The organism is Chryseobacterium lathyri (assembly GCF_030812195.1).
Lineage (GTDB): Bacteria > Bacteroidota > Bacteroidia > Flavobacteriales > Weeksellaceae > Chryseobacterium > Chryseobacterium lathyri_A.
The window spans coordinates 2,100,995-2,122,940 of the sequence record NZ_JAUSSF010000001.1; the positions used below are offsets into that span (position 1 = coordinate 2,100,995).

A 21,946-nucleotide genomic window follows, 5' to 3' on the forward strand; every position below is an offset into this window, starting at 1 on the left:
CTCTTTCACTTCCACTATAGAACTGATAAACCGGAACGGTAAAGGTTCTAAAATTTAATATATATATTTATCTATCAAAATTTATACATGTTAAAAAATTTCGAATTTTATCTTTTTTTGGTTCTGCTCATCACCATGCTTATTATGCTGGCGAAAAAAATTAAGGTTGCATATCCTGTTTTGCTCGTGCTGGCAGGACTTTTAATAAGTTTTATTCCGGGAGTACCTCCTATAAAAATAGAACCCGAATTAATATTTATCATTTTTCTGCCACCTTTATTGTATGAAGCAGCTTGGTCAACTTCTTGGAAAGAGCTTTGGCGATGGCGCAGGATTATTTTCAGCTTTGCTTTTGTAGTCGTTTTTTTCACAGCGTTATCGGTTGCCGTTTTCACCAATTATTTCATCCCGGGATTTTCTTTAGCTTTAGGTTTTTTATTGGGTGGAATTGTTTCTCCACCCGACGCTGTAAGTGCTGGAGCGATTTTAAAATTTGTAAAAGTACCAAAAAGACTGGCTTCAATTCTCGAAGGCGAAAGCTTGCTGAATGATGCTTCTTCTTTAATTATTTTCCGGTTCGCGATGATTGCAGCAGCAACCGGACAATTTGTATGGCACGAAGCAGCGGGAAGTTTTGTGTGGATGTGCATTGGTGGCGTAGGAATCGGACTTGCAATCGCATATATTTTTCTGAAAATGCACAAGATTTTGCCCACCGATCCAAACACCGATATTTTACTAACTTTTATCGGACCTTTTTCAATGTATTTAGCTGCAGAACAGCTTCATGCTTCCGGAGTTTTGGCGGTGGTAAGTGGTGGCCTATTTCTTTCTTATCGCAGTCATGATTTTTTGAGCAGCGCATCCAGAATACGTACTGTAACAGTTTGGGAAAGTTTTTGTTTTCTGCTAAATGGTATTGTTTTCATGCTTATCGGGCTGGACTTGCCCGAGATTGTTTCCGGTTTAGGTAACACCGATATTTATACGGCAATCGGTTATGGAATTGCGGTTACTGCAGTGCTGGTTATTGTAAGAATTTTCGCAGGCTATGCAGCAGTGATTACGACCTTGATTATGAGAAATTTTATCACGGTTGCAGATTCACAATCTCCTGGCTGGAAAACACCCATGATCATTGGCTGGACCGGAATGAGAGGCGTTGTCTCTTTAGCTGCAGCACTTTCAATTCCCCTGACCTTAGAAGACGGTACTCCTTTTCCACAAAGAAATCTGATTCTATTTATCACATTTGTTGTGATTCTTTTAACATTACTTGTTCAAGGACTTACGCTTCCTTTTCTATTAAAAAAGTTTCCTCCAATAGACCGGGATTTTGTGAGAAGCGAAAAGGAAATCGATTATGAAATTCAGAACAGCCTTGCTCAAGTCGCAGTTGATAAAATTCGTAAAGATTATGCTCATAAAATAGAAAGCTTCCCTGCATTGAAAGATCAATTACAAAAATACGAGAAACAATTGAGCAGCTCTGAAATCATCATTAATTACACAGAATATCGAAATATTTATATTGACATTCTCGAAACTCAAAGAATCTGGCTTATTAATAAAAACCGCGAAGAACTTTTATTAGATGAAGAAATCATCAGAAAACATCTTCGTTTACTCGATCTTCAGGAGGAAAGATTGAATATAAAAAGTTAGAGACTTATTGATAAATAAAAACAGTAATTATTAGTCTATTTAAAATAGTTAATGTTATTTCCTTCGGTCCCAATATCCTAAGATTACAGATAATCAGCTGGCAAAATTCTTTGAACTCTTAACCAAAGAACCTATTACAGCACGGAATCAAAGCAGCCAGTTTGCAAAAGATAAAAATTCACTAAAATACCCTATCAAAAATATTCAGGATAAAGAAGAACTGGACCTCATCCTCACTCGTTTCGGAATGAAAGCCGTTATCTTACAACTGTGTTCGGAAAAATGAATAGCTGGGCTTTCTTACCAGAAAGAAATACAGTTTTGTATATAACGAAATACAGTATTAAAAATGGAGCTTTGTCCAAGCAATAATATCTTATTTAAGCTTTTTCTTATGTATGTTAGAAAAATCAAGGAACATATACGAGAAAGCTTGTTTTGACTAAAATTACCGTTTGGTGAGATTTACGTTATCTTTTTTAAAGTTCTTAGGTTTTAGTTTATACTTCTGAACTAACGTTTTACTGTTTAGATAACTTCGTTTTACTATTCAATAAGTTGTAAATCTTTTTTGTATTTTCTGATACATTGTCCCATTCCCCAACAGAATAATATTTACAACTTAATGTGGTGTTTCTGTCAATGTAGTTTAGCTCTACATTTCCTACATAATCAGAAGCATTTAAAGCAGTAAATTTGGGTTTAAGAATAGAAGATTTAATCCAATTTTTTAAGCTGTCTTTTTCATTTTTGCTAAGATAAATTTTTGTTTTTATAGTGTCTTCAATAATATATTTTGGGGGAATATCATAAATCTGTTTATTCCAGATAATATTTTCAACTTCTGAACTGTCGGAATTTTTTTCAATTGTAATTTTCTGAAAAAGCGTGATAACCTGTAATTTTTCCCAAGTGTCATTCTCTATTTTTTTTTCAGGTTGCTTTGCGCATGAAAGCAAACAACTTAGAATAAATATTGATTGTATTCGCATAGTTTTTTGAGATTTCTAAAAAGAATCCTTGTTGAGCTTTCCCCAATTTCCAAGAAATTCATCATTATTTAGGTAGATAGATCTACAATACCCCTGGTTGAATATTGTTTGCATTTATCATAAGTTTCTTTACCTGTAGCAATATAAAAATTAGGGGCTGACATTTGATCTCCATTAAGATTTACAAATATATAATAGTGATTCAGATTAATTTTATCCTTCATTATTGGCCATCCTACATTCTTCCTTTTGTAAATTGCTTTAACTTGAATAATAAATTGTTTGTCATACTTTTCTGCAAGAATATCAATTGATTTAGCATTTCCCATAGTAATTCCTACGCTGAATCCTCTTCTAAGAAGTTCAGCTGCAACAAAATACTCTCCAGAAAGACCAGTACTATTTCTCTGGATTTCTGCCATAGTTTTATCATTTTTTGAGATTAATTAAAATCTAAAGTTTCTTGTTTTCTAAATTCCATAATAATGTATTTTTCACCTTTTTTAGAGCTATTATAGCTAATGCTTTTACTTCTAAAATTTATCTGCAAGTTTTATATTTAATTTTTTATCTTTCATTATAAACAATACCCAAATCCATACAAGTAATGCCAATAGAAAAGAAATAATAATACTCTGATAAAAGAAGTCTTTTGCTGCTTCATTGGTTTGAAACTCCTGAATTGCATGATTTATAGTCAAACCCTGTTTTACCAATAAAGTAATTACAGTCATAATATTGGCAATAATGATGCTTACAATGTTTGTAAGAACAATAATATACTTTGTCAGTTTTCCATGCCATCCTTTGAAATAATCATAACCTAAAATTCCGAGGAATGCGATAACAAATGCCATTCCAGAGGCAAGTCTTTCAAAATATACAGCACACAAAACCCAAAGTATAATTCCCGGAACTGAAAAAATAAATGCGCCTAAAAATCCTGTTAAATAATTTTTTTCTTTTGAAATTCTTTCTTTTTCAATTTCATAGAATCTATGATCCTCCTGGCTGAAACAGGTATCACAAAGTATGATACCTGTATCGTTAAGATCGTAATAGTTGATTCTTTGATCTCTCCCACAGTTATGACATTTGTTTTGCTCTGATATGTTTAGTTTTTTGAATAGGTCAACCAAAAAGTCGAACAAAGAATAAACAGTCTTAAGTTGAGTAAGAGTTACATTTTCAGTGAATTTAAAAAAAATCCCATTGTCGCTAATTTCAAAGAGGGTAAACTTTAATTTTCTTTTGTTTAGGTTTAATTCTGTTTTGATTTGTAGCTTTTGTTCTTCTGTTATATTGCCGGTGGTCGCCGTTACCAATTTGAATTGAGGAGTGGTGATTAAACTTGCGTCTGAAACTTTGAAAAAATACCCTTTGTAAAGTCCAAATACGCTGTCGTTTGTTTTATGCCAGCCAAGGTCTTTGGCTATTTTTTTTGCTTTTGGAAAAATCATTTGTTATTTTAATTTTATTATTGATCTTACTAATCCCTCATTTTCTGCTTTTTAAATAGTAATTTAGAGCTAACCAGAAATTAGTATTTTTTGAAGTTTCTAACAATCTATTTTTTATTTTCTTCGTATAGGTGCTTCCATTTAATCGTTTTTTGAGACTTTCAAATGTTAATATTTTGGCAAATATGTAATAGCCAAGCTACCCCTAATATTGAGCAGAAAACTGAACTTTCGAGTACAATAAAGCTGTCTGCGAAGCACTAAACCCTGCCTATTGCAAATGCCCTGTTATAAGCTTTCATTCGATTCGCTTCACAATATTATCAAGTTTGTCAACCACAAGATTAAAAACTATTTTGTTGTTAGGAAATAAACTCTGTAATTCAGCTCTTAACTGAACAAAAGGTTGTAATGCTTCAGCATTGCTAGTTACCGATTTATCGCAAGAGATTGATATTTCAAAATCGCCATTTACTTTTTTTGTATAAACATATTTTGTAACAGCTTCGTCAAAGAATGTTGTCCTTGTAAGGCCGTCAGCAATTTTATTTACTTCGGATTCTGAAATATTATTTTTGTCAAATGCAATTTCGTGTTTCATTATACCATATTTTTTTATGTCAACACCAGCATTTGTTGTAGAATCTGCCAATAACGCAAAACCAAAAATTGGTATTATAGTAATTGAGAGTCCAATAATACCTACTGCAATTGTCCGCCACCAACTATGTAATTGCCCACCTGAACTTATATGTTTTGAAATGTTTTGCCCTTGAAAATGTTGAACTAGATAAGAAGCAATTCCAGTATAAATTAATGGAATGATTTGATTAGGGATTTTAACATTGTCTGGAATCAGAAAAACACCGCCAAATACAACAATTGTGGCGAAAATTGCATAAATCCATGTCTTTTTTACTTTGGCAGTGTCATTAAATGCTTTGAAATTTTCAGCAATTAAATAACCAGCAGCCAATGGCCCCCCAAGAAATGTCCCGACCCAAATTGCTTTGTCTTTGTAAATTTTTTGAGTTGATGTTTGAATGTCTAATGTTTGCTCCATTGTTGTTTGTGAAGATTTGATACAATATTTAAATTTATAAGAATACAGTAAATAGCATTACATTTATATGAACTGATTAATTCAATCGTTTTTTAAGATTAATTTAGCTAAAATTTTCCTATATCACCAGATCCTTGAATTCTCTTCATAATCAACATTCTCAATCGGTCCTCATGTTGATCCGCCCATTGTCCTAAAGCACCTACTAAGGGAATTAAACTTTCACCAAACTCAGTTAGCGAATATTCTACTTTTGGCGGAACAACCGGATAAATAATCTTTGAAACAAGCTCATGCTCCTCCATTTCTTTCAGCTGAATATTTAAAACCCTTCGTGATGCATCCGGTATCTTTCGCTGCAATTCACTTGGTCTTTTATGTCCCTGATGAATAAACCAAAGCAAACGTATCTTCCATTTGCCATAAAGTACTTCACCGATCAGATCAAGACCGCAATTTAAATTCGGTATTATTTTTCTCTCATACATATTGTAAAATTAATCCTATGTTCCGATTTGTACAATAGGGGAATAATTTATCCCTATATGAATCGTAATTCCGTACTTGTGCAAACTGTTTTTATACTCCAATTTTGTCCTATAAACAATTCTAAAAAATGGAACAATTTAATTTCAACAATGAATTATCTGGCAAGATTGCATTGGTAACAGGAGGTACAAAAGGTGCCGGAAAAGCAATTGCAGAAAGGTTGCTACAAGCCGGCGCAACAGTTATCATTTCGGCTAGAAATGCGCCAGAAGAAGAAAACAGTAATCTGCATTTCATTGCCTCCGATTTGAGTAAAGCTGAAGGAACACAAAAAGTAATCAACGAAGTATTGTCTACTTATGGAAGGTTGGATATTCTTGTCAACAATCTCGGTTCTTCATCAACACCCGCAGGAGGTTTTAACGCTTTAAGTGATGAAGACTGGGAATCAACCTTACAGGCTAATTTACTTGCTCCTATCCGATTGGACAGAGGGTTTTTACCCCAAATGATAGAGAGAAAAAGTGGTGTTATCATTCACATAGCTTCCATTCAGGGTAAATTGCCTTTGTACGATTCTACTTTACCTTATGCAGCTTCAAAAGCAGGTTTAAGAAACTACAGTAAAAGTTTATCGAACGAAGTTACCCCTAAAGGTGTTAGAGTGCTGACTGTTTCGCCGGGATGGATCAATACGACAGCATCGGAAGCTTGGCTGGGTGAAATTGCAAGAAACGCTAATAGTACAGTAGAACAAGCACAACAAGGTGTAATGGATGCATTGGGTGGAATACCTTTCGGAAGACCTGCAGAAACGAAAGAAGTAGCTGAATTAGTTGGTTTTCTTGTATCACCAAGAGCCGCCTATTTAACAGGAACTGAATTTGTAATAGATGGAGGAACCGTACCAACAGTTTAATAATTTTAAAAAATAAAAAATGAATTTACCTAAAATAATCACAGATTTAATAAAAGCCCAAGATGATTTTGATAGCGTTGCCTATGCAAATTGTTTTTCTGATACAGCCGTAGTTTTTGATGAAGGAAAAAGGTACAATGGAAGAAAAGAAATAGAACATTGGATCGCAGATGCCAACGAGCGTTACAAATCAGTTATGAAGCCTGTCGGTTATGAAGAAAATGGAACGGAAAGCATTTTAAAAGCAGAAGTTTCAGGAACTTTTCCCGGAAGCCCAATTGTATTGAGTTATCAATTACAAATTGATGATGAATTAATACAATCATTGAAAATTACTGGATAAAATAAAAACGGCTAAAAATTAGCCGTTTTTATTTTAAGAATTGCAAAACATTTCTTTAAAGCAATTTTTATCGTTTCTTGAGATTATTTTTGACCAATAGATAACGTTCTACGGTTTGGCGATAGTGCCGAAATGAAAGCACAAATTTTCAACTTACACCAATGGAAGCATATGCCATTTACTTCAAATTCTTGTTGGTACAAGATCTTATTTGCTCCAAGGCGGTAATTCTAATTTGTAAGACGATACTAATTCAACTGAACATCGATTTGAATATTTGGCATCAAATTTCAAAATATTGAGTAAACTTAATTCAATATACCATAAACTTAGCTGAAGAGCTTCGTAAATTGCCATATTGTCTATTTCACTTAATTTTTTTCTTTTTTCTTCTTGTGAATGTACTATAACGTTTCTTATCTGTACGATTGCCTCAATTCCATCGGGTAATTTTCTATATTTTCTATATTTTTCAAGTCTTACGAATTTTGCTGGAACTTCGTAAGATATTGATAATTGAGAGATTAATAACCGAATTTTATTTGCTGCACTAATATTTTCCGAATCTTTTCCAATGATTAATTTCTTGTTTTCAATAACTAGCCAATTGTAAAGTAATTCTAATGCGGTTTGTGCTAATATTAGTGACCCTTCAGAATAACCATATTAATATTATGTGGGCTATATCAAGCCCTATTAAAGAGAATAGCAGAATGCCTACAAAGGCAGAAATAGCCAGTAAAACAGAGCTGAGCAGGCAGACCGTTCACAAACATCTGAAGGATTATAAAAACAGTCCCTATCATGCGGAGTATCTCGAACAGTTTCACATCATGCAGTTCAAATTAATGACTGCCGTTTTTCAATATGGTATGGGTGGTGATATGAGAGCTGCTAAATTATATCTGGAATATATTGGAGTTTTGAAAAATGGCTCGCCCGTAAATAATCTAAACAACAATACTCTGATCCAAAACCAGAATAACTATATACAAATTAACGGAAAAGTACTAAGCCAGGAAACTGTTAAGAACCTCAACCCGGATCAACTTAATACCATTGAAGGGATCTTAAAAACAATTGAAGAGAAAGAAATTGAAAAGAAAAATTAATGTTGCGGAATAGGAAATTTCCCTATAGTCAAATTTAAAATCGACTTTTAAATTTCAAAGATGTTGTATGAAGGTATAGGGGTGGAATCTTTTTACAGTTTCCATAGTGTTTATTTTTTTTCACCTCTTACTTAACATACTTAAACTCCTACTATGGCACACATTATAATATATAAGGCTATTTAGATATAAATCTTAGTATTTTACATTACTCCCCACCCAAGCCTTTACAAAAAATTAAAATGCAATTAATATCTATTTGACAGTTTAAGATAGTGTTATCAACCTACTCTTGGATTATGAAAGAGAATAGTTCTGAACAGATATGGATCCTTTGGCAAAAAATATTCTTATGAATTATAAAATTCTTACTAAAATTAAATTTCTTTGACAATTTAGATCTCACTTATCATTTCCCATCTAAAGTTTTATTTCTTCCACTAAATCAGACAATGAAATGTCTAGGGCAGAAGCTATAAGAGCAATTGTGAAAACATTTGAGGTTACTTTTCCTTTTTCAATTTTATAGAGATATTGTCTATCTTTCCCTATCAGCTCAGCTAGCTCAGTCTGGGAAAGTTTCTTTTTTTCACGGAACTTTCTAATCTGATTGCCTACATCAACAGGAATTCTGGCTTTTAATTCAGTAATTTTATTTTCGTCTATTATTTTCACTTATACAAAGTGAAATATAAAATACTACATTTTTGTAACCTTATATTACTACAATTTATATATTTGTAAAAAATAATATTTACTTATGGTAATCCACAATAATTATTGGAGACTCATTTTTATTTTTGTTATAGCAAATTAAATTAATTTATGCACTTATATAATGCGACACGCTTTGTCGTCTTGTGATTATATCTTTGGTGTAGAAACAAAACAGAATATAAATATTAAAAAAAAACAACACTTATGAAAACACTTTGTTCATCGGGTTAAAAACTACCCTAAAACTCACGGTTAAAATATGGGGTTTTCCCTATGTTTAGAATTAAAATATAATTTTTAAATTCGCGCATAATAAAACAAATATGAAAAAAAATTACGCACTCGCACTCGCCCTGTGTGCATTTCTAAATTTTTCGGCTCAGAAAACGGAGGTAGCATGGCAACGGGACATTAAATCTTCCACTCAGGATTTCTTAAGCCAGGTGACTACAACAATCGATCAGCAATATCTGATAACGGGAAGCAGTATTCAAAGCAGCAAGCTTCAAGCTGAAGGCAGTAAGCAGAACAACGGCTACGATTTCCATCTGGTAAAGCTTAACCAACAAGGCGAAGAAATCTGGGAGAAATACATCTCAGGAAATAACCATGACTATCTTTCCGCAACTGTTTCTACGCAAGACGGAGGTTTTTTGCTCTCCGGCACCACTTTTTCCTCAAAAGGTCTGGATAAGAAAGACGACTCCAAAGGCGGATCTGACATTTGGCTGATAAGGCTTAATGAATTTGGGGATGAACTCTGGCAGAAAACCTTAGGATCAGCATCTGATGAAGAAGCAAGATCAGTTATTCAGACGACAGATCTCGGATTCTTTGTGGCTGGTAATGTTCAGAATTCAGCTAAAGGTTATGGCTCCAAAGACGTTTGGGTTGTAAAATTGGACAAAGACGGAAAAGAATTGTCTCAATCAATTTTAGGAGGAAAAGGTCTGGATGAAGTGGAGAAAATGATTCCTACCAAAGACGGCGGAGCATTACTAGGAATCTATTCCAGAAGTACTACAGGCGGTTCAAAGAAAACCGAAAACTTTGGCGAAGGAGATTACTGGGTGATCAAGCTGGATAAAATCGGAAAAACAGAATGGGAAAAGAATTTTGGTGGTAAAGCAGATGATCATCTGAGAACACTGGCTTTAACCTCTTCCGGCTATTTAGTTGGTGGAGAATCCAGATCCGAGCGATCAGGAAATAAAGCTGCTGGAATTGAGGAAGGTACAGATCTATGGCTGCTCTCTCTTAATGAAAGAGGCGAAGAAATCTGGCAGAAGTCTTATAGTTTCGGAAACAGGGATATTTTGATGGGAACAAGTGTTCTTCACTCAGCAGATGATAAGTCTTCCAAAGGAATCCTTCTAGGTGGTTATACTCAGGCAGAAGGAAGAATAGAATCGGACGATGAAACTTTTTGGATGCTCTATCTCAATGCTGATGGCAATGAGCAGTGGAGAAAACATGTAAAAGGTGAATCCCGAAAACGTGAAGAAAGACTCTCCGATATAAAACTGAACAGAGACGGCTCAATCATTTTAGCGGGAACCAGTGCTGAAGAGCTTGGAAAAGAAAATTGGAAAATTGTAAAACTGGGAGATAAGCAGCTTGATCAGTTGATTGAAAAGCAGGACATTAAGATCTATCCGAATCCAGTGTCAGATTATGCTTACGTTGAAATAGGCTTTGAATTCAAGGAAGCGAATATTTTATTATATGATATGGGTGGAAGACAGCTTCAGAGCTTGAAGACGAAGAATAAAGTGACAAAGATTAATACCCAGAATTTGATCCAGGGAGCTTATTTGGTGACGATAAAAACAGATACCAATAAAACAGCGACTGCAAAACTAATCAAGAAATAAACCAAGATGAAAAAACATATTTTAATATTCTCGTTGTTATTGATATCCGTCAATAATTACTATTCACAGCAGGGAGTAGGCAGTGGAATGGTTACTACGCCGATTGCTTCACCCTCGATGTCCTCTATGTCTACCTATTCTGACATTCCGGTATCTTTAGCAAGCGGGCTTCCGGAAATTAATATTCCTTTGCTTAATGTTCCACTCGCAGATAAATCAATAGGGTATCCTTTAAGTATAAGCTATAATCTAAATAACCTTATTGAATCGCAAACAACGGGTGATGTAGGTGCAGGATGGGCATTTTTTGGGACAGGCGTTATCTACAAGAAAATTGTTGATCAGTTAGATGAGTGCTATGACAGACCCGCGTGGCCTAACCATTATAATAATGAATTTGATGATATTTATTATTATAATTTTCCCGGTGGATCTGGAAAGTTTAGAATGAAAAGAGATGTAGCCAACAATACATTTTCACTCATCAACCTTACACCAGATCATACAAAAATCGAGTATGTAAGAAATAACACCAATACTTCCACTTTCAAGGCAGAAAGTTTTTCTGTCACTACAGATAATGGATATAAATATATTTTTAATGAATTTGATTACGGCCAGTTCGGATGTTCCAATTATTATGAGGACATGACACTTTTATTTAAATCTGCTTATTTTTTAACTAAAATTATCAGTCCGTTGGGAATAGAGCTTGCCAATATGGAGTATGAAAAGAAAAACGAGATCAATAATGGTATAATAGTGTATCAATACTGTAAACTAAAATCTATAACTACGGACGCAGGAAAGGTTCTGCTGGATTATGTATACGATGATGCCTTAAAAGAGACCGTAAATGACCCTTACAGTTTACAGAAAATAACGGTAAAAAATCCGGCAGGTCTGACCATTTATTCTTATGATCTTAATTACAGTATAGCTTCCCAGCCCCTCAAGGTTTCTGAAAGAAAAAGAATGCTGAATTTTATCCGGAAAAATGACAAAAATGGCCAGAAAACAGAACAGACTTCATTTGTTTACTCAGATGCTCAAATGCTGAGAAGAATAATATCTCCTACAGGGGGAACTACAGAATATACTTATGAGAAAAACGAACAGTTTTTTGATTTTAATGATCCCGTTTATCTGGCAGATCTTGAAGAATATGGATATAATCCCGATTTGCAGACCACTGAATTATTAAACACAACTTTAATAAACACAGCTCAAAACCTTACCTATAATTTTACGATTCCCGGAGATCCCAATAAAAATAAGTATTTCCAGTATGAGCTTATGATGGAGCTTGAATTTCCTGAACCTGAAGGAGGAGATACAGGACTGCCTGATCCTAATGCTGTTACCGCTTATACGACAACAATACCTAAAAATCTCAGACTTACCATTAAAAGAGGAAGTGAAACAGTAGCAGGCCCTATGATCCTGAGTGAGGATATTTCCAAAAACCTTAGTTTTTCTAATAAAGCCGGCAGTTATACTGTGGAAATCACTTCTAATGGTGGCGTAAAAGGAACGGGAAGTCTAAAAATATTCGGAGTGAATCTTCGTCCCGGTCCTTATAGAAATGCATCGCCAGCTATTGGACACAGGATAAAAAATACTAAATTCTACAAAAATGCAGCCGATGCTACTCCTGAAAGAACAATCAATTACGGGTATGATTCATTCGATCAGGCAAACAGTACCAGCGGATACCTGTTTTATAATGAAGGTGACGCTGAAGAGTATAGCAATTCTTCATATATCCTCTATAAAAATGTGAAAGTTTCGGAAACCGGAAAAGGATATATTAAGAACAGGTTCAAAACAGCCAATGATTACCCTAAATATCAGACCGGCGGGACATCGCTGTATCCTGTTTATTTCTGGCCATATTACAGAGTAACCAAACAGGGACTGCCTTTTAAAAAGGAAATTTATGATGAGCAGAATAAGCTGCTGGCTTCTGAAGAAAGTGAGTTTGAGCTGGACTATTATTCAACAGACGAGTATCAGATCAACACAGCTAAAGGACAGTTTTCTTCTAAACCTGCCTACGTGAAAAAATCGATAAATAAAAGCACCATCTATTATAACGACGGAAAAAGACTTGAAAATGTTTCTGAAACTCAAATTGAAGGAAACCAGTTTAAACCGGTTTACACAAAATCCGTAGTAGATGGTGAGGTAAGTGAAAGATTTATGACCTATCCGGTGAATCTACCGGGGTACAATCAGCTGGAAACAGCATATATGACAGGCAGCCCGGTAATTGTTGAAGAAAAGCAGGGTGGCAAAACACTTTCAAAGGCAACAACGAAATACAACGCTTCCTCTCTGCTCCCGTCCTCAATAGTATCAACCAATATCAATGACGGAAGCGTAAAAGAACATATGAAAATGGACCTGTATGACGATAAAGGTAATTTGCTGCAGTATACAAACAGCGCAGGTCTTTCTACTGCATTCATATTTGGTTACAATAAAACGCAGGTTATTGCCAAAGTAGAAGGAGCAACCTATGCTCAAGTATCATCACTTACTGCTGCCATTGTCACTGCTTCGGATAATGATAATCTCAATGGCAGTGCTGAGCCTGCATTACTGCTGGCACTGGATAATTTTAAAAAGAATCCGGCATTAGCTGATTATTTGGTTACCACTTACACGTATGATCCCTTAATTGGACTTACAAGCATGACCTCACCATCAGGCATGAGAGAAATATATGAGTATGACGATGCAGGAAGACTGAAAATTACAAAGAGAGTGGATGAAGATAACAGTGGAACTTCAGTATCGAAAAAAGTAAAAGAGTATCAGTATAACTACAAACAATAATACAAAACAAATGAAAAAAATTCTAAATATATTAGGGATATTGTTTGTGACATTCTCTTCTGCACAGACCAATCTCACCAATACCGAAAACTATATATACAGTAAAACATGCTTGGATGGTGACTGCTCAAAAAAGTCTGAAAACGTACAGTATTTCGACAGCTGGGGAAAACCCATTCAGGTCATTGATATTAAAGGATCTCCCACAGGAAAAGATGTGGTGGAGCATATAGAATATGATGCTTTCGGAAGAAAGGTGAAGAATTACCTTCCTGTTCCCCAGGCAGGAACCCAGAATGGACTTCTTTATACGTCTCCGCTTTCCAATGCTCCCGCAGTCTATGGTTCTGAAAAGATCTACTCGGAAAGCATTTTAGAAAGTTCCCCTTTAAATAAGGTATTGCAGCAAGTACAGGCAGGAACAGACTGGAGCTCCAAGCCGGTAAACTTTATCTATGAAGCCAATGCTGCCGGAGATGTATCTAGATACACCACAACTACCACCTGGGAAAACGGAGCTACTAAAAGCGTCCTTTCCAATTCAGGGACCTATGCTGCCGAAAAGCTGTCTAAAAATTCTGTCATCGACGAAGACGGAAATAAGACTGTAGAATTTAAAAACGCAAAAGGGCAGGCTGTTCTCATCAGAAAGTTGGACGGAAGCACCCCGGTGGATACCTATTATGTATACAACGAATACAACCAGCTCGCGTTTGTACTTCCGCCCAATGCCATCAACAAACCCATTACAGACCAATTGCTGAATGACCTCTGCTACCAATACCGGTACGACGGCTGGAACAGGCAGGTCGAAAAGAAAGTTCCCGGAAAGGGATGGGAATATATGGTGTATGATAAAGCTGACCAATTGATCTTAAGCCAGGATGCTAACCTGAGACAGACCGGAAAATGGATGCTCAATAAGTCTGATAAACAGGGAAGAATTGTTTATACAGGAATCATTTCGGGAGGAAGCAGAACAGCATTACAAAACCTTGTCAATGGCCTTGTGATCACAGAATCGCGAGATGCTACAGGTTTTAATCTAAACGGAATGCAGGTTTATTATACCAATAATTATTTTACATCAGATCTCAATGCGATTCTTGCTGTTAACTATTACGATACCTATCCTGCAGGCTCCCCTGCTGTTCCTTCTCAGATTATAGGACAGAATGTATTGAAGCCTTCCGGCCAAAGTACAACATCCAGAAATACGAAAAGTATGCCTGTAGCTTCTTTTGTGAAAAACATAGAAGATGATAACTGGACGAAAAACTTTATTTGGTATGATACCAATGGCAGATCTATTGGCACCTATTCTATCAATCACCTGGGTGGATATACCAAAACAGAAAGTGAGCTGGATTTTGCCGGTCTGGCAAAGCAGACCAAGGTATATCACAAAAGGCTGGATACTGATACGGAAAAAGTAATCACACAAACTTTTTCTTATGACAGCCAAAACAGGTTATTGGTACACAAGCATAAAGTGGATAGTAATCCAGAAGAGATCCTTGCCCAGAACGAATACAACGAACTTTCCCAGCTCAAGACTAAGAAAGTAGGCGGAACAACCATTTCCTCCCCACTTCAAACCATTGATTATTCTTATAATATCAAAGGGTGGCTGACTAAGATCAATGATCCTGCGAACCTCAACGGAAAGCTTTTCGGGTATGAAATAAAATACAATAATCCACAGTCCTCAGGTATTGCTTCTGGAAAATATAACAGGAGTATTACAGAAGTTAACTGGAAAACGGCTTCAGACCAGATTTTAAGACAGTACAACTACCAATATGATGCACTCAGCAGACTTAAAAAGGGAGTGTATTCTGAACCTGGGTCTTCTGTTCCGCAGAATGGCTTCTTTAATGAAACGTTAGCCTATGATCTGAACGGAAATATTACCTCTTTGCAGAGAAATGGAAAAAGTGCATCAGGAACAGCGCAGCTTATTGACAATCTTACCTATAATTATACAGGAAATAAGCTTAATACGGTTACTGATACTTCAGGAAACTACAGTGGCTATCCTGATACTTCCGGGAATACTATTTCTTATGATGATAACGGGAATATGAAAGATCATATTGACAAAGGAGTTTTGGAGATTGGGTATAATTTTCTGAACCTTCCCAATGCAACTACATTTAATGAAAATTTTTTTATGAGAGATCGTGAAGGATCTGTAGTGGCTTATAATATAAACAATTCTTACCTGTATAGGGCGGATGGAACAAAACTCAAAAAAACCTATAACTCCAAAGGCAATCCATTGAAGGGAGGAGAGGTATATACAGTATCAAAAAAAGTTACAGAATATTTGGATGGGTTCCAGTATGAGGCATCAGCTATAGGAGTACTTTTTGATCCTACACAGGTATTGAAATTTGTACCAACAGCCGAAGGCTATTACAATTTTGAAAATAATAAGTATATTTACAGCTATACAGACCATTTAGGAAATGTACGTTTAAGCTACTCCAAAAATTTATCTGGCAGCGCAGAAGCTCTTGAAGAAAACAATTATTACCCGTTTGGCTTAAAGCATGAGGGATACAATACATTAATAGGAAATCCTGCTTACAATTATGGTTATAATGGTAAAGAACTTCAAAAGGAAACTGGTTACAGTGATTTTGGAGCCAGAATGTACATGTCAGATATTGGCAGATGGGGTGTTGTAGATGCATTGGCAGAACAGATGAGAAGACATTCTCCTTATAATTATGCCTTTAATAACCCAATCAGATTTACTGATCCTGATGGGAACAGTCCTAGGGATACGTATGGGGAACATTCTGCTTTCAACGGAGATTTTGATCCGAATTCTTCGTTATCAGGATATAACGGAATGGGTGGTTCTCATGGTAACTATTTTGGAAGTAATACAGATGGTGGAAGTTTTGCTCCGGGAACGACTTATTATGGTCAAGAAGCTTATGATGTATTGCAGAGTTATTTAACCCCGAAATATAATTTTGATCCGTTTGATTCTATACAGTTTAAGCTGAATGATTTCAATCCGGAGGAACCTGTGAGCTTCTTTGGAAAAAGTGATGATAACGTTTTCCATGAAAAGTTTAAAGAAATGTATAATTTGTTTAAAGATACAAAAGGCGATGGAATTTTTAGAGTTTTTGGACATGGCTATGAAGGAGGAATATGGGATGGAGATAATTTGATGAAAGATGCTGATTCATTTGATAAAATCATGAGTAGTAAAAATTCTCGTTGGAAAAACGTAGATAAGATGGAAAAGTCAATACTTCTTCTATACTCTTGCTTATCAGGATATGAAAGTGAGGATGTAAAAGAATCAATAGCAAGAAAAATATCACAAAAACATCCTAATACCACCGTTGTGGGATTTGAAAAATGGATTCCATATGATGCTAGTGTTTCAGGATTTCCAACTGTAAATAGGTTCAAAAATTCTAATGATAATTGGGGGTACGTTAGTGTTTTTTTAGGAGGAAAATTAATTTCTAAACAATTATATAGAGATTTTATTAAATAATTTATTATGAAAAAAATAATAATATTAAATGTGCTTTTATTACTCTTAGGTTGCAACAAAAAAGAAGAAACTAAAGAAATAAAATTACAATCGAATATCAAAAATACTGATAATGATACCGATATTAAAGAGTATCTAAATAAGGCAATTTTAAAAGGTGATACTATAGCATATATAAGAGCTTATAAAGCCTATTCTATAAAAGGTCATGATGAAGAGTTTTTATATTATGCCATTAAAATGGCTGAAGAACATAATTATCCTTTTGCCTATGAAAATGTATATACAATTTTATCAACAGTAAGTGATGAAAAAGGATATGATAAAAAAAGTAAAATCGGTGAATATTACTTACTAAGAGCTTATGAATTAGGAAATGAAATGGCAAAAGAAAGAGTTAAATGGAAGTATATTGATGAAAATAAAAAAATTCCTACATCCATATCAATTTTAGAAAATAACAAATAATTAATTGGGGTAATGTTCCAGATGTGTTGGTATTCAATATCCATCGACATTAATAATTAAAATTTTAATAAAAAACATTAAAGAAAGAGTAATCTAAATGGTTACTCTTTTTGTTTTTAAGGGAAAAATTCACCTTTATAAAGTTAAAAATTTATTCGTTCCAGATGTGTTGGTGAACAAAAAAGTAGGCGGAATAACCATTGCCTCCCCCCTTCAAACCATTGATTATTCTTATAATATCAAAGGCTGACTAGGATTAATGATCCTGCGAACCTCAACGGAAAGCTTTTCGGGTATGAGATAAAATACAACAATCCTGCCTATGCTAATATTGGAGGAGGGAAATATAATGGAAGCATTGCTGAAGTAGACTGGAAAAATGCATCAGAGAATGTATTAAAAAGATATACTTACTCCTATGATAATCTCAACAGATTAAGAGATGCTGTTTATTCTGAACCTAATTCTACCACACCGTTTAATAATTATTTCAATGAGAGTCTCTCATATGATCTCAACGGAAATATTGCAACTCTAAAAAGAAATGCTTTCCCAATTTCAGGAAATACAGCAACATTGGTAGATGATCTGATTTACGAATACACAGGAAACCGCTTAACAAAAGTTCGTGAAACTGCATTGAATAACACCGGATACGAAGGAGGAAACAATTTAATAGCCTATGATCTGAACGGAAACATGACTGATATGAAGGATAAAGGTATTCAGTCTATTGCTTACAATTATTTGAGCTTATCCGATCAGCTTAGCATTACTCAGATAAATCCGTTGCGTAAGGTTTCCAATACAAATATCAGTCACTTATACCGTGCGGATGGAACAAAGCTTCGTAAAACCTATAATAATTCAGGAGACATGGGGGCGATGATTACCCGTATGACAGATTATCTGGATGGATTTCAATATTCCTATGATGATAACGGTACGGGTGCAGGTTGTTTAACCTGCAAAACAGAAGTTGCCTATGAAGAACAAGCCTATACAAAAGCAATGATAGGCGGTCCTATATTTCCTGCAACCCCGGAATGGAAACTTAGTTTTATACCCACTTCAGAAGGGTTTTACAGTTTCACCGAAAACCGCTATATTTACCAGTACAAAGACCATTTAGGGAATGTAAGGGTAAGTTTTGCCAAAAACAGCGCAGGCGTTCTTCAGGCGATTGATACCAATAATTTTTATCCGTTTGGGTTAAACCATATTGGGGGTTCTTCTTATTCTAATTTTGGAAACTATTACAGTTACAAGTACAATGGAAAAGAGCTTCAGGAAACAGGAATGTATGACTATGGAGCGCGATTCTATATGCCTGATCTTGGTAGATGGGGTGTAGTAGATGCATTGGCAGAACAGATGAGAAGGCATTCTCCATATAATTATGCCTTTAATAACCCGTTAAGATTTATAGACCCTGATGGAAACAGTCCGCGAGATACCTATGGAGAACATTCTGCTTTCAATGGAGACTTTGACCCGAATTCTTCGTTATCAGGATACAACGGAATGGGTGGTTCTCATGGTAACTATTTTGGAAGTAATACAGATGGTGGAGGCTTTGCTGCGGGGAATAGTACTAAAACTTTTGGAGATACACAGGCTTATAGAGATTTAATGTCAGGACGAACTAGCAGTATAACAAACAGTAATGGTTATTTTACATATTGGACCGGAGCAATGAGCTCAAGCGGATCTTTAATAAATGGCGAAGCAAATGTAGAACTGGAGTTAGGAGTAGCTCATAGACAATATGTAGGAGATGGACCAGCATGGGAAGCATATAAAAATATGGCTGATTGGAGTTCAATAGTAGCAGAGGGTGGATTTGGATATATTGCTAACCAAAGAACAGCACTTTATGATAGTGGATATTGGATAGATAATTTAGGGAATCAACGAAGTACTCGTTATGCTGGGAGGGCTATAGATTCACAAATAGGTTTAAGAAGTGATTATCTTAGAACAACTGCAAAATTTACAAAGTATGCAGAAAGAGCAGGGATGGTAGGAAATATAATTTCAGCTGGAGAAGTTTCTTATGGTATATATGAAGACGGCTGGAAATTTGGTAAGAAAGCACAGGTTGCAACTGCAGGAGCGATCGGTGGACTTGTTGGTGCAGCAGAAGGTGCCCTAATTGGAGCATATATAGGAAGCTTTATTCCGGTGCCTGGTGCAGGAACAATTTTAGGACTTGCTATAGGAGCTGGTGTAGGATATATCTATGGTGAAATTGCCACACAGACTGTAGAAAAAATGTACAAATAATAGATTAATTATGAAAAATATAAAAAAAAACAATACAAAGCTTACTCTTATTGTTGCTGTTATGAGTTTGATATTAATATTGGGAACAATAGCCGTTATAAATCCAACTAAATATACCAGTTTCATTTATCGCAATGGGATGATTATATTTGCAGTCGGAATAATTAGTACTATTGTTTCAACATACTTTCTTTATCAATTTGGAAGTAAATTATTTGACCGAAATGCTATATTTTCCATTAATAGCAAAGGTATAAGTGATAAAATTAACATGTTGGATTATCCTAATATCAGTTGGAAAGATATTATTAAAATTGAAGAATATAATATTAATAATGTTCCTCATCTTAAAGTTTTCGTTGATAATCCACAACAATATATAAATCAAAAAAAGGGGTTTAAAAAATGGGTTTTAAATTTTAATTATAAAAAATATCATACTCCAATATTATTAAATAGTACTTATTTATCTTGCTCATTTAATGATTTTAAAAAAAGTATTTTAGATTCATATAAAGAGTATCATAATAGTGATGATTAAATTTGTGGAGTTGCTACCTTTTTTAGGACAAAAAGTTTATACTTCTTATACTCTAATTTGAGAGGATTTTATAAATAATTAGGGTATTGAAATCAATACCCTAATTTAAATTAAAATAAGTTTTGGGCAATGTTTCAAAAATGGGTAATGTTCCAAAGTTAGTGATGCGAACAATTTCCCACACTAACTATTTGAAATTCAAATAAAATCCAAAACATTAAATTCAAAAACCAGAGTAGAAATTCCCTACTCTGGTTTATTTTTGCCGAAAAAACATATTTAAATGATTGAGAATCATTCCTGATGCATCAGAGTTAGTGATGAGTAAATTTTGAAAATAATAAGTATATTTACAGCTATACAGACCATTTGGATAGACGAATAAAAGAGAATCTTTTATGAAGGCTACGAACGTAGTTCTGTACGTGTGAGCTACACGAATAACGGTTCCGGAGCTGCGATCATTGAAGAAAACAATTATTACCCGTTTGGCTTAAAGCATGAGGGATACAATACATTAATAGGAAATCCTGCTTACAATTACGGTTACAATGGCAAAGAACTTCAAAAGGAAACTGGTTACAGTGATTTTGGAGCCAGAATGTACATGTCAGATATTGGCAGATGGGGTGTCGTAGATGCATTGGCAGAACAGATGAGAAGACATTCTCCTTATAATTATGCCTTTAATAACCCGTTAAGATTTATAGACCCTGATGGAAACAGTCCGCAAGATACCTATGGAGAACATTCTGCTTTCAATGGAGATTTTGATCCGAATTCTTCGTTATCAGGCTACAACGGAATGGGTGGTTCTCACGGGAACTATTTTGCTTCGAATACCGGAGGTGGTGGAGGAAGTGCCTGGGGATATGATACGAAAACTTTTGGAGAAACCCAAGCCTTTAGAGATTTAATGGCAGGGAATACAAGCAGTATAACAAACAGTAATGGTTATTTTACATATTGGACTGGAGCAATGAGCTCAAGCGGATCTCAAATAGGTGATGAAATGAATGTAGAATATGAATTAGGAGTATTTAATAGAATTCCACTAGGAGATTTACCATTGGATGCTTATAAAAATTGGGCAGACTGGGGCTCAACTGCGATGGGAGGCGGATTTAAATATCTTGCTGATCAACGTACCTCTTTTTACAACCGTGGAAATTGGGTAGATAATTTAGGAAATGTAAGAAGTACTGCTTACGCGGGTAGAGCTGTAGATTCACAAATAGGTTTGCGAAGTAGCTATTTAAGAACTACAGCAATGTATGGAAAATATGCAAAAAGAGCAGGATACGTGGGTTATGCAATTAGTGCTGCACAAATCACTTATGGAGTTTATCAAGATGATGGAAAATTCGGTGTTAGGGCTCAAGTAGCAACAGCGAATGTAGCCGGAGGAATGGCTGGAGCCGCAGCAGGTGCATGGTTAGGAGCTAAAATATTAACACCTATTGGAGGTGCAATTGGTGTTGCTTTTTTTGGAGTAGGAGCTGCTCCAGGAGCTGCTATTGGGGGTGCAATTGGTGGTATTGCAGGAGGTATATTAGGAGGTATATATGGTGGGGACTATGCTGAAGAGGTCGCTAGCGGAATTTTAAACAAACCTGACTATTAAATCGAAATGAAAGCAGTAAAAATAAA

General features: G+C 35.2%; 17 protein-coding genes. 11 read left to right on the plus strand and 6 right to left on the minus strand.

Annotated elements, in window-relative coordinates; translation table 11 throughout:
- The first annotated feature begins 87 nt into the window (after positions 1-87).
- Positions 88-1,665, plus strand: coding sequence for a Na+/H+ antiporter (locus J2T03_RS09510; RefSeq protein WP_306846127.1), 1,578 nt, complete (start codon positions 88-90; stop codon positions 1,663-1,665).
- Positions 1,666-2,186: 521 nt separating this feature from the next.
- Here J2T03_RS09510 and J2T03_RS09515 read toward each other — a convergent pair.
- The 5 genes from J2T03_RS09515 to J2T03_RS09535 form a co-directional block, all read right to left on the minus strand.
- Complete coding sequence (locus J2T03_RS09515) at positions 2,187-2,657, minus strand: hypothetical protein (RefSeq protein WP_307210904.1); 471 nt, start codon at positions 2,655-2,657, stop codon at positions 2,187-2,189.
- 68 nt (positions 2,658-2,725) lie between these two features.
- On the minus strand, positions 2,726-3,079 hold the full coding sequence (locus tag J2T03_RS09520) for a hypothetical protein (RefSeq protein ID WP_307210905.1): 354 nt from the start codon (positions 3,077-3,079) through the stop codon (positions 2,726-2,728).
- A gap of 111 nt (positions 3,080-3,190) precedes the next feature.
- Positions 3,191-4,117, minus strand: a complete 927-nt coding sequence (locus tag J2T03_RS09525; RefSeq protein WP_307210907.1) for a hypothetical protein — start codon at positions 4,115-4,117, stop codon at positions 3,191-3,193.
- A 298-nt stretch (positions 4,118-4,415) separates the two neighbouring features.
- Complete coding sequence (locus J2T03_RS09530; RefSeq protein WP_307210909.1) at positions 4,416-5,180, minus strand: hypothetical protein; 765 nt, start codon at positions 5,178-5,180, stop codon at positions 4,416-4,418.
- Between the two features lie 107 nt (positions 5,181-5,287).
- Complete coding sequence (locus J2T03_RS09535; protein WP_307210911.1) at positions 5,288-5,668, minus strand: winged helix-turn-helix transcriptional regulator; 381 nt, start codon at positions 5,666-5,668, stop codon at positions 5,288-5,290.
- Positions 5,669-5,796: 128 nt separating this feature from the next.
- Between J2T03_RS09535 and J2T03_RS09540 the strand changes: the two genes are divergently transcribed.
- The 3 genes from J2T03_RS09540 (at position 5,797) to J2T03_RS09550 (ending at position 8,043) form a co-directional block, all read left to right on the plus strand.
- Entirely contained in the window at positions 5,797-6,588 is a 792-nt protein-coding gene (locus J2T03_RS09540) for an SDR family oxidoreductase (protein ID WP_307210913.1), read from the plus strand.
- A gap of 19 nt (positions 6,589-6,607) precedes the next feature.
- Positions 6,608-6,931 (plus strand): nuclear transport factor 2 family protein, encoded by a 324-nt coding sequence (locus tag J2T03_RS09545; protein WP_307210915.1) that lies wholly within the window; start codon positions 6,608-6,610, stop codon positions 6,929-6,931.
- 623 nt (positions 6,932-7,554) lie between these two features.
- On the plus strand, positions 7,555-8,043 hold the full coding sequence (locus J2T03_RS09550; RefSeq protein ID WP_307210917.1) for a hypothetical protein: 489 nt from the start codon (positions 7,555-7,557) through the stop codon (positions 8,041-8,043).
- A 420-nt stretch (positions 8,044-8,463) separates the two neighbouring features.
- On the opposite strand, the gene J2T03_RS09555 is transcribed toward J2T03_RS09550, so the two are convergent.
- On the minus strand, positions 8,464-8,718 hold the full coding sequence (locus J2T03_RS09555) for a helix-turn-helix domain-containing protein (RefSeq protein WP_307210919.1): 255 nt from the start codon (positions 8,716-8,718) through the stop codon (positions 8,464-8,466).
- A gap of 365 nt (positions 8,719-9,083) precedes the next feature.
- On the opposite strand from J2T03_RS09555, the gene J2T03_RS09560 reads away from it, so the two are divergent.
- From J2T03_RS09560 to J2T03_RS20495, 7 genes are all read left to right on the plus strand, one after another.
- Positions 9,084-10,634, plus strand: coding sequence for a T9SS type A sorting domain-containing protein (locus J2T03_RS09560; RefSeq protein WP_307210921.1), 1,551 nt, complete (start codon positions 9,084-9,086; stop codon positions 10,632-10,634).
- Positions 10,635-10,640: 6 nt separating this feature from the next.
- Positions 10,641-13,475, plus strand: coding sequence for a hypothetical protein (locus J2T03_RS09565; protein WP_307210923.1), 2,835 nt, complete (start codon positions 10,641-10,643; stop codon positions 13,473-13,475).
- A gap of 10 nt (positions 13,476-13,485) precedes the next feature.
- Positions 13,486-17,001, plus strand: coding sequence for a DUF6443 domain-containing protein (locus J2T03_RS09570; RefSeq protein WP_307210925.1), 3,516 nt, complete (start codon positions 13,486-13,488; stop codon positions 16,999-17,001).
- 6 nt (positions 17,002-17,007) lie between these two features.
- Entirely contained in the window at positions 17,008-17,469 is a 462-nt protein-coding gene (locus J2T03_RS09575) for a hypothetical protein (RefSeq protein WP_307210927.1), read from the plus strand.
- Between the two features lie 576 nt (positions 17,470-18,045).
- Positions 18,046-19,755: an RHS repeat-associated core domain-containing protein gene (locus J2T03_RS09580; RefSeq protein WP_307210928.1), complete on the plus strand. Its 1,710-nt coding sequence runs from the start codon at positions 18,046-18,048 to the stop codon at positions 19,753-19,755.
- A 10-nt stretch (positions 19,756-19,765) separates the two neighbouring features.
- A complete protein-coding gene (locus J2T03_RS09585) occupies positions 19,766-20,296 on the plus strand; it encodes an STM3941 family protein (protein WP_307210929.1) in 531 nt (176 codons plus the stop codon).
- Between the two features lie 427 nt (positions 20,297-20,723).
- Complete coding sequence (locus tag J2T03_RS20495) at positions 20,724-21,920, plus strand: RHS repeat protein (protein ID WP_373426897.1); 1,197 nt, start codon at positions 20,724-20,726, stop codon at positions 21,918-21,920.
- Positions 21,921-21,946: the final 26 nt, after the last annotated feature.